Source organism: Micromonospora sp. NPDC005220, from assembly GCF_040607895.1.
GTDB lineage: Bacteria > Actinomycetota > Actinomycetes > Mycobacteriales > Micromonosporaceae > Micromonospora.
Genome location: NZ_JBEXHP010000045.1, coordinates 1 through 8,197, shown reverse-complemented (window position 1 = coordinate 8,197; position 8,197 = coordinate 1). Strand labels below are relative to the sequence as shown.

Genomic DNA, 8,197 nt, shown 5'->3' with positions numbered 1-8,197 from the left:
GCCCTTCCCCCCACCCCCCCGCCCCCCCCCCCCCAACCCGGCGGGGGGGGGCGCCGGGGGCCCCGGCCCCGCCGGCCCACCTTCGGCGTACGCCGGGTGCGCCCGCCACCGATGTGATGAGCTGTACGGGTGTCGGGGCTGGGACTTGTGCTGCACCCCACCCGGGATGTCACCGAGGTGGTCGACATCATCGGACGGTGGGCGACGCGACACCGCAAGACGCTGTACGTGCGCGAGGAGGACCAGCACCGCGTCCCGTCCGGCGTCGAGCCGGTGCCAGAGGCCGAGGTGGCCACCCGCGCCGACGCGCTGATCAGTATCGGCGGCGACGGCACCATGCTGGGCGCGCTGCGCTCCGCCGTCCTCGACCCGAAGCCGGTGCTCGGCGTACACCTGGGTCGTCTGGGTTTCCTCGTCGAGATCGAGCCGCCGGAACTGCCCGACGCGCTGAGCCGGTTGCTGTCGAAGGACTTCACGATCGAGTCGCACGCGTGCCTCGCCTGCGACGTGTGCGGTGACGACGTCGTGGCGTTCAACGACATCGCGTTGGTCCGGCAGCCGGGGGCCGGCTTCGTCAGCGTCACGCTCGCCATCGACGGCCAGCAGTACGGCTACTACCGCAGCGACGCCGTGGTGGTCAGTACCCCGATCGGCTCGACGGCGTACAGCTATGCCGCCGGTGGTCCACTCATCTCCCCGGCGGCGGACTCGGTGGTGATCACCCCGTCGGCGCCGATGGCCGGCATCTCCCGGGCGGTGGTGCTCTCCCCGGACGAGAAGGTTCGGCTGGAGATCCAGTCCAACTCGTCGCCAGTCGTGGTGGAGATGGACGGGCTGGTGTTCCGCGACGCGGCGACGGAGGGTGCGGTGGACATCTCGTACCGTCGCGACGCCGGCCTGGTGGTCCGCTTCGACCCGATGCGTTACCAGGAGCGCAACCAGTTGAAGATGTCTCTGCTCGACCTGCCGTTCCTGCCCGAGCAGCTGCGCGAGCTCCTTCCCGAGGAGCTGCGCCGCCGCGCCCAACAGGGGCTACCAACGACGGCCGACCCCCCGCCCTGCTGAAACCCCCACCCCTCAACCCCGTTGATCATGAAGTTATTGTCACGACACGCCGCGGGAACGGGCAATAACTTCATGATCAACCGGGCTGGGGCCGGGGGTGAGGGTGGGGGTGGGTCAGGCCTGGGTTAGGGCCTGGTCTACCAGGGCTTTGGCTTCTTCCTGGATCTTCTTCAGGTGGTCGGGGCCCTGGAAGGACTCGGCGTAGATCTTGTAGACGTCCTCGGTGCCGGAGGGGCGGGCGGCGAACCAACCGGACTCGGTGGTGACCTTGAGGCCGCCGATCGGTGCGCCGTTACCGGGGGCGGTGGTCAGCGTCGCGGTGATCGGCTCACCGGCCAGCTCGGTGGCGGTGACCTGCTCCGGGGAGAGCTTGCCGAGCACGGCCTTCTGCTCCCGGGTGGCCGGGGCGTCGATCCGGGCGTACGCGGGCGCGCCGAAGCGCTCGGCCAACTCGGCCCAGTGCTCGCTCGGGCTGCGGCCGGTGGTGGCCTGGATCTCGGCGGCGAGCAGACAGAGCAGCAGGCCGTCCTTGTCGGTGGTCCAGGTGGAGCCGTCGCGACGGAGGAACGACGCCCCGGCGCTCTCCTCACCACCGAAGCCGACCGCGCCGTCCAGCAGGCCGGGCACGAACCACTTGAAGCCGACCGGCACCTCCAACAGCGGCCGACCCAGGTCTTCGGCGACCCGGTCGATCATCGACGAGGAGACCAGCGTCTTGCCCACCGCGGCGTCCGGACCCCACTCGGTGCGGGTGCGGAACAGGTGACGAATGGCCACCGCCAGGTAGTGGTTGGGGTTCATCAGCCCGGCGTCCGGAGTGACGATGCCGTGCCGGTCGGCGTCGGCGTCGTTGCCCGTGGAGATCTGGTAGTCGGCACGCGCGGCGATCAGCGACGCCATCGCGTTCGGCGAGGAGCAGTCCATCCTGATCTTGCCGTCGCCGTCCAGGGTCATGAACCGCCAGGTCGGGTCGACAGTCGGGTTGACCACGGTCAGGTCCAGCCGGTGCCGCTCGGCGATCTCACCCCAGTACGCCACGCTCGCCCCGCCCAGCGGGTCCGCCCCGATGCGGATCCCCGCGTCGCGGATGGCGTCGATGTCGATCGCCGCCGGCAGGTCGTCGACGTAGTGGGCGAGGAAGTCGTACTCCCCGGTGGTGTCGGCGGCTCGCGCTCGCGCGTAGGTGATCCGGCGGACCTCCTTGAGCCCGGCGGCGAGGATGGTGTTGGCCCGGTCCTGGATCCACCGGGTCACGTCGGTGTCGGCCGGCCCGCCGTTGGTGGGGTTGTACTTGAACCCGCCGTCGTCGGGCGGGTTGTGCGACGGGGTGATGACGATGCCGTCGGCGAGGCCGCTGGTCCGCCCCCGGTTGTGGGTGAGGATCGCGTGCGACAACGCCGGGGTCGGGGTGTAGCCGTCGCGGCTGTCCACCAGCACGGTGACCCCGTTGGCGGCGAGCACCTCCAGGGCGTCCACCGCGGCCGGCGCGGAGAGCGCGTGGGTGTCCCGGGCGAGGAAGAGCGGCCCGTCCAGCCCCTGCTCGCGCCGGTAGTCGCAGAGCGCCTGGGTGACCGCCAGGATGTGGTCGGAGTTGAACGCGTTGCGCAGGCTGGAGCCGCGGTGGCCGGAGGTGCCGAAGGAGACCTGCTGGGCCGGGTCCGCGGGGTCCGGGTGCTCGGCGTAGTAGGCGGTCACCAGGCGCGGCACGTCGACCAGGTCGGCGGGCTCGGCGGGCTGGCCGGCACGGGGGTGGGTCACTGCGGGATCCTCCTCGGGGAGTGCGGTTCGGTCACGGCACGACCTTCTGGCCCTTGCCGATCACCACGATGCCGTTGTCGGAGACGGTGTAGCGCTGACGGTCCTTCTCCAGGTCGACGCCGATCTCGACGCCCTCGGGGACGAACACGTTCTTGTCCAGGATCGCCCGTCGGACCACCGCGTGTCGGCCAATCTCGACACCCTCCATCAGCACCGAGCCCTCGACGTGCGCCCAGGAGTGCACCCGCACCTTCGGCGACACGATCGAGTTCTCCACCAGCGAACCGGAGATCACCACGCCCGGGGAGACCATCGAGCCGACCGCCCGGCCAACCCGCTCACCCCACTGGTGGACGAACTTCGCCGGCGGCCACGACGGCTGCTCGGTGTAGATCGGCCAGTCGAAGTTGTACATGTTGAAGACCGGGTGCACGTTGATCAGATCCATGTGCGCGTCGTAGAACGAGTCGAGCGTGCCCACGTCCCGCCAGTAGCCGCGATCGCGGTCGGTGCTGCCCGGCACCTCGTTGTCGCGGAAGTCGTAGACGTTCGCCTCGCCCCGCTCGACGAGCATCGGGATGATGCTGCCGCCCATGTCGTGCTTGCTGGTCTTGTCTTCGGCGTCGCGCTCGACCGCCTCGCAGAGCGCCCGGGTGGTGAAGACGTAGTTGCCCATCGAGGCGTAGATCTCGTCGGGCGCGTCGGGCAGGCCGACCGCGTCGGTGGGCTTCTCGCGGAACGCCCGGATCCGCTTGCCGTCCTCGCCGACCTCGATGACGCCGAACTGGTCGGCCATCGACAGCGGCTGCCGGATGCCGGCGACTGTCACCGCCGCGCCGGAGGCGATGTGGTCCTCCACCATCTGCCGGGGGTCCATCCGGTAGATGTGGTCGGCGCCGAAGACGATCACGTAATCGGGCTGCTCGTCGTTGATCAGGTTGAAGCTCTGGTAGATGGCGTCGGCCGAGCCGGCGAACCACCACGGGCCACGACGCTGTTGCGCGGGCACCGGGGTGACGTAGTTGCCGAGCAGCGTGGACATCCGCCAGGTCTTGGTGATGTGTCGGTCGAGGGAATGGGACTTGTACTGGGTCAACACGACGATCTTGAGATAGCCGGCGTTGGCCAGGTTGGAGAGGACAAAATCGACCATGCGGTACATCCCGCCGAACGGGACGGCCGGCTTGGCCCGATCCGTGGTGAGTGGCATCAGGCGCTTGCCCTCCCCACCCGCCAGGACGATCGCGAGCACCTTGGCAGCCATGCCCCGACGCTATCCACCCGAGTCCCACTTCACCACTCCTACGGGGAGTCTTCTGCACTAGGGTGCGGGGTCATGAACGAACCCACCCCGCTGCGCGTCGATCTGCTCACCCGCGAGTACCCACCGGAGGTCTACGGCGGCGCGGGCGTGCACGTCGAGTACCTGGCTCGGGAGTTGCGGCGCCTCGCCGACGTGCGGGTGCACTGCTTCGGCCTGCCGCGCACCGAGCCGGGCGTCACGGCGTACGCCGAACCGCCCGGCCTGACCGGCGCGAACGCCGCGCTGCGCACGATGGGCGTCGATCTGGAAATGGCCGCCGGCGCGGCCGGCACCGACGTGGTGCACAGCCACACGTGGTACGCGAACCTGGCCGGCCACACCGCGAAGCTGCTGCACGGGGTGCCGCACGTGGTGACCGCGCACAGCCTGGAGCCGCTGCGGCCGTGGAAGGCCGAGCAGCTCGGCGGCGGGTACGCGCTCTCCTCCTGGATCGAACGCACGGCGTACGAGTCGGCCGACGCGATCATCGCGGTCAGCGGCGGGATGCGTAACGACGTGCTCACCGCCTACCCGCAGGTCGATCCGGACCGGGTCCGGGTGGTCTATAACGGCATCGACACCGTCCAGTACGCCCCGGACCAGGGCACCGAGGTGCTCGACCGACTCGGCATCGACCCGGCCCGACCGAGCGTGGTCTACGTGGGCAGGATCACCCGGCAGAAGGGGCTGCCGTACCTGCTGAAGGCCGCCCGGGAGCTGCCGGCGGACACCCAGCTGGTGCTGCTCGCCGGCGCGCCCGACACCGCGGAGATCGCCGCCGAGGTGGAGGCGCTGGTCGCCGAACTGCGGGCCAACCGGTCCGGCGTGGTCTGGGTGGCCGAGATGCTGCCCAAGCCGGAGGTGATCCAGGTGCTCACCCACGCGACGGTCTTCGCCTGCCCGTCGGTGTACGAGCCGATGGGCATCGTCAACCTGGAGGCGATGGCCTGCGAGACGGCCGTCGTGGCGACCGCCACCGGCGGCATTCCCGAGGTGGTGGCCGACGGCGAGACGGGCCTGCTGGTGCCCATCGAGCAGGCCACCGACGGCTCCGGCACCCCACTGGCCCCGGACCGCTTCGTGGCTGACCTCGCGGCCGCGATCAACACGCTGCTCGCCGACCCGGCGCGCACCGAGCGGTTCGGCCTGGCCGGCCGTCGGCGCGCCGTGGAGCACTTCTCCTGGGACGCCATCGCCCGGCAGACCCTGGAGGTCTACCGCTCGGTCGGGGCGACGGCCTAGCGGAGCCGGCCGGAGAGTCCGCGCCACGGGAGACACGTGTGACATCGTCGACGATGATTGCTTCACCCAGCCGCGAGGAGACGATTTGCTCATCATCGCCGGAACGCTGCACGTCGATCCGTCCGACCGCGATCGCTACCTGAGCGGAGTCGCGGAGGTGACCCGTCTGGCCCGCGCCGCGCCGGGCTGCCTGGACTTCAATCAGTCAGCGGACCAGCTCGACCCCACCCGGATCAACGTGTACGAGCGGTGGGAATCCGATGATCATCTGCACCGGTTCCGCAACGGGGACGGCCCGTCCCTGGAGCTGCCACCGCTACGGGACGCGACCGTGTGCAAGTACCGGGTCGCCGGGGTCGAGGAGGCGTAGCACCACCCTCGGCCCGGTCGGCCACCTGGTCGCAGCGGCGTCGGTGTCAGACAACCGTGCCGGGCGGGGATTTGAGCAACGGCGACGCCTCGGCCAGAAAGCCGCCCCGGCCGTTACGGAACGCGCTCGCCGCCAGCCGGATCAGGTCGATGTTGACGCCGGCGGCGCCGCTGGGATCGTGCACCCTGAGTTTCACGTCGAGGCTCACCGCCGTCCCGCCCCACCCCTGCGCCTCAATGTTGAGATGCGCGATCTTCTGCGACTTCAGCTGCGACAGGTAGCCGAGCGGAGCCAACTGCACCGTGCCGTCGGCCTGCACCGTGCCGTCGGCCGCCGACAGCGCGTTGAGCTTGGACTGCTTCTTGGTGTCGGGGTTCTCGACCAGGTTGCGGAAGTCCTCGGTGCCGCCGAGATTGACCTGGTAGGAGCTGACCAGGGTGAGGCCCCGCTCCTCCAGGAGCCGCAGCAGCGCGTTGTGCAGCACCGAGGTGCCGAACTGGCTGGCCAGGTCGTCGCCGAGCAGCGGCAGACCGGCTGCCTCGAACCTGTCGATCCAGCGTGGGTCGCGGGCGACCGGGTCGGAGGTCGTGTTGATGAAGGCGACGCCCGCCGTGTGGGCTGCCTCGGCGTACGCCTGGGCGGTCTCCGGCCGGCCACTCGGCGCCGAATAGAGCAGCACCTCCGCTCCTGCCAGCGCCGCTGCCACCCGCTGCACCTCGCTCGCGTCAACAAGGCCCTTCGTGACCGGCACGCCCGCTCTGGGCAGGTCGCACTCCAGCCGAGGGAAGTTGTTGGGCGCCAGGAAGATCGCCTCGGTCAGGTCCCGACCGATCTTCTCCTCGGAGGTGGCGAAGGCCGCCACGATGTCGATGTCTCCCACCCCGAGCCCGTCGATCGTCGGCCTGCGGATGCCGACCAGGCTGCCGCTCTGGTGGTGGAGAGCAAGCCCCTGCACCAGTGCCGAGGTGTTGTTACCGACACCAACAACCGCGAGCTTCACCCGTTCGATCATGGCCGGAGGCTACGTCACCTCCGGTTCGGTGGTCCGCCCCGCCGAGACCATCACGGCCCCAGAAAGTGTCGTACATACGTTCTAGTCTCTGCTTGTGATCGATGCGTTGGAGCAGGCGGAGGCCGCAGTCGCGGCCTGCTTCGACACGGCTACCTGGGCTACCGACGAGCGCGATCTCGTGGCGGCGTTGGATGCGACGCATCGCCTGGAACAGCGACTGGCGGCAGTCAAGCTGAGTCTCGTGCGCGAGCTGGACGGTCGCGGCACCGCGACGTCGCAGGGCGCGTCCTCGACGGCGGTGTGGCTACGTGACCGGTTACGCCTCGGCGTCGGCGTCGCCCGCCGTCTGGTCGAGCTGGCCGCGACGCTCGACGCCGCGCCGAACGGCGTGCGGGACGCGTTGGCCGGCGGGTCGGTCGACGTGGAGCAGGTCCGGGTCATCGCCAACACGGTTGAGACCGTCCAGGCCAGCGCCGGCACGGAGGCCGCCGACAAGGCCGTCGGTGTCCTCGTCGAGTGGGCGACGCAGTTCGACGCCGCCCTGCTGCGCAGGCTCGGCACCCGGATCCTCGACCACGTCGCCCCGGAGGTCGCCGACGCCGCAGCCGAGGCGGCGCTGCGGGCGCAGGAGGCGCGGGCAGCCCGGGACCGGCACGTCACCATCAGCGAGCAGTCCGATGGCCGGCTGCGCCTCACCGGCATCCTCGACACCGAAGCCGCCGCCGCGTTGCGCGCCGCCATCGACCCGCTCACCGCACCCACCGGCCCCGACGACACCCGCACCCCGGGCCAGCGCCGACACGACGCCCTGGCCGACGTCTGCCGACTGGCCCTGCGCACCGGTGAGCTACCCGAGAACGGCGGCGACCTTGCCCAGGTCGTCGTCACCACCGGCTACGACGAGCTGACCCGACAACTGGGCACCGGTGCGCTCGACACCGGCCTGTACCTGAGCGCCGAGGCTGTGCGTCGCCTGGCCTGCGACGCGAGCATCCTGCCCGCCGTGCTCGGCGGCGCCGGCCAGGTCCTCGACGTCGGCCGGCAACGCCGCCTCATCACCGGTCCGCTGCGCCGCGCCCTCGTGCTGCGCGACCGGGGCTGCGCCTTCCCGGGCTGCGACCGCCCACCGCGTTGGTGCGACGCCCACCACATCCGGCACTGGGCCGACGGCGGCGACACCAGCCTCGCCAACGCCGTGCTGCTCTGCGGCCACCACCACCGACACCTCCACCACGGCGACTGGGTCGTCCGGCTCGCCGGCGATGGCCACCCCGAGTTCGTGCCGCCCGCCTGGCTCGACCCCGAGCAACTCCCCCGCCGAAACCACTACCACCGGCGCAACTAGTAGTGCTTTGTTAGGTCGGCGTGTCGTTGAGTCGTCGGAGTGGTTCCGGGTAGTTCGATGTTGCGGTGACCCCTGACGAGCTTTCGGTTGTGCGGCAACGGC

Annotated in this window: 7 protein-coding genes; 4 read left to right on the top strand and 3 right to left on the bottom strand. The window is 70.5% G+C overall.

From position 1 onward, the window contains the following. The first annotated feature begins 129 nt into the window (after positions 1–129). Entirely contained in the window at positions 130–1,065 is a 936-nt protein-coding gene (locus ABZU52_RS18185) for an NAD(+)/NADH kinase (protein ID WP_354972173.1), read from the top strand. 114 nt (positions 1,066–1,179) lie between these two features. Here ABZU52_RS18185 and pgm read toward each other — a convergent pair whose 3' ends face one another. Then, positions 1,180–2,823 (bottom strand): phosphoglucomutase (alpha-D-glucose-1,6-bisphosphate-dependent), encoded by a 1,644-nt coding sequence (gene pgm / locus ABZU52_RS18180; protein ID WP_354972172.1) that lies wholly within the window; start codon positions 2,821–2,823, stop codon positions 1,180–1,182. Between the two features lie 31 nt (positions 2,824–2,854). After that, a complete protein-coding gene (glgC, locus tag ABZU52_RS18175; RefSeq protein ID WP_354972171.1) occupies positions 2,855–4,087 on the bottom strand; it encodes a glucose-1-phosphate adenylyltransferase in 1,233 nt (410 codons plus the stop codon). A gap of 72 nt (positions 4,088–4,159) precedes the next feature. On the opposite strand from glgC, the gene glgA reads away from it, so the two are divergent. Next, positions 4,160–5,368, top strand: a complete 1,209-nt coding sequence (gene glgA, locus ABZU52_RS18170; RefSeq protein ID WP_354972170.1) for a glycogen synthase — start codon at positions 4,160–4,162, stop codon at positions 5,366–5,368. 85 nt (positions 5,369–5,453) lie between these two features. Continuing rightward, positions 5,454–5,738, top strand: a complete 285-nt coding sequence (locus ABZU52_RS18165) for an antibiotic biosynthesis monooxygenase family protein (RefSeq protein WP_354972169.1) — start codon at positions 5,454–5,456, stop codon at positions 5,736–5,738. A gap of 46 nt (positions 5,739–5,784) precedes the next feature. Here the strand turns inward: ABZU52_RS18165 and ABZU52_RS18160 are convergent, their stop codons facing one another. Continuing rightward, positions 5,785–6,750, bottom strand: coding sequence for an inositol-3-phosphate synthase (locus ABZU52_RS18160; protein ID WP_354972168.1), 966 nt, complete (start codon positions 6,748–6,750; stop codon positions 5,785–5,787). Between the two features lie 94 nt (positions 6,751–6,844). Here ABZU52_RS18160 and ABZU52_RS18155 point away from each other — a divergent pair, with 94 nt between their 5' ends. Then, positions 6,845–8,095, top strand: a complete 1,251-nt coding sequence (locus tag ABZU52_RS18155) for a DUF222 domain-containing protein (protein WP_354972167.1) — start codon at positions 6,845–6,847, stop codon at positions 8,093–8,095. Positions 8,096–8,197 lie beyond the last annotated feature (102 nt).

What these genes read in the sequence shown, in the direction of transcription:
- glgC (WP_354972171.1), bottom strand. Translation starts at nt 4,087, where the DNA reads ATGGCTGCCAAGGTGCTCGCGATCGTCCTGGCGGGTGGGGAGGGCAAG.
- glgA (WP_354972170.1), top strand. Translation starts at nt 4,160, where the DNA reads ATGAACGAACCCACCCCGCTGCGCGTCGATCTGCTCACCCGCGAGTAC.
- ABZU52_RS18160 (WP_354972168.1), bottom strand. Translation starts at nt 6,750, where the DNA reads ATGATCGAACGGGTGAAGCTCGCGGTTGTTGGTGTCGGTAACAACACC.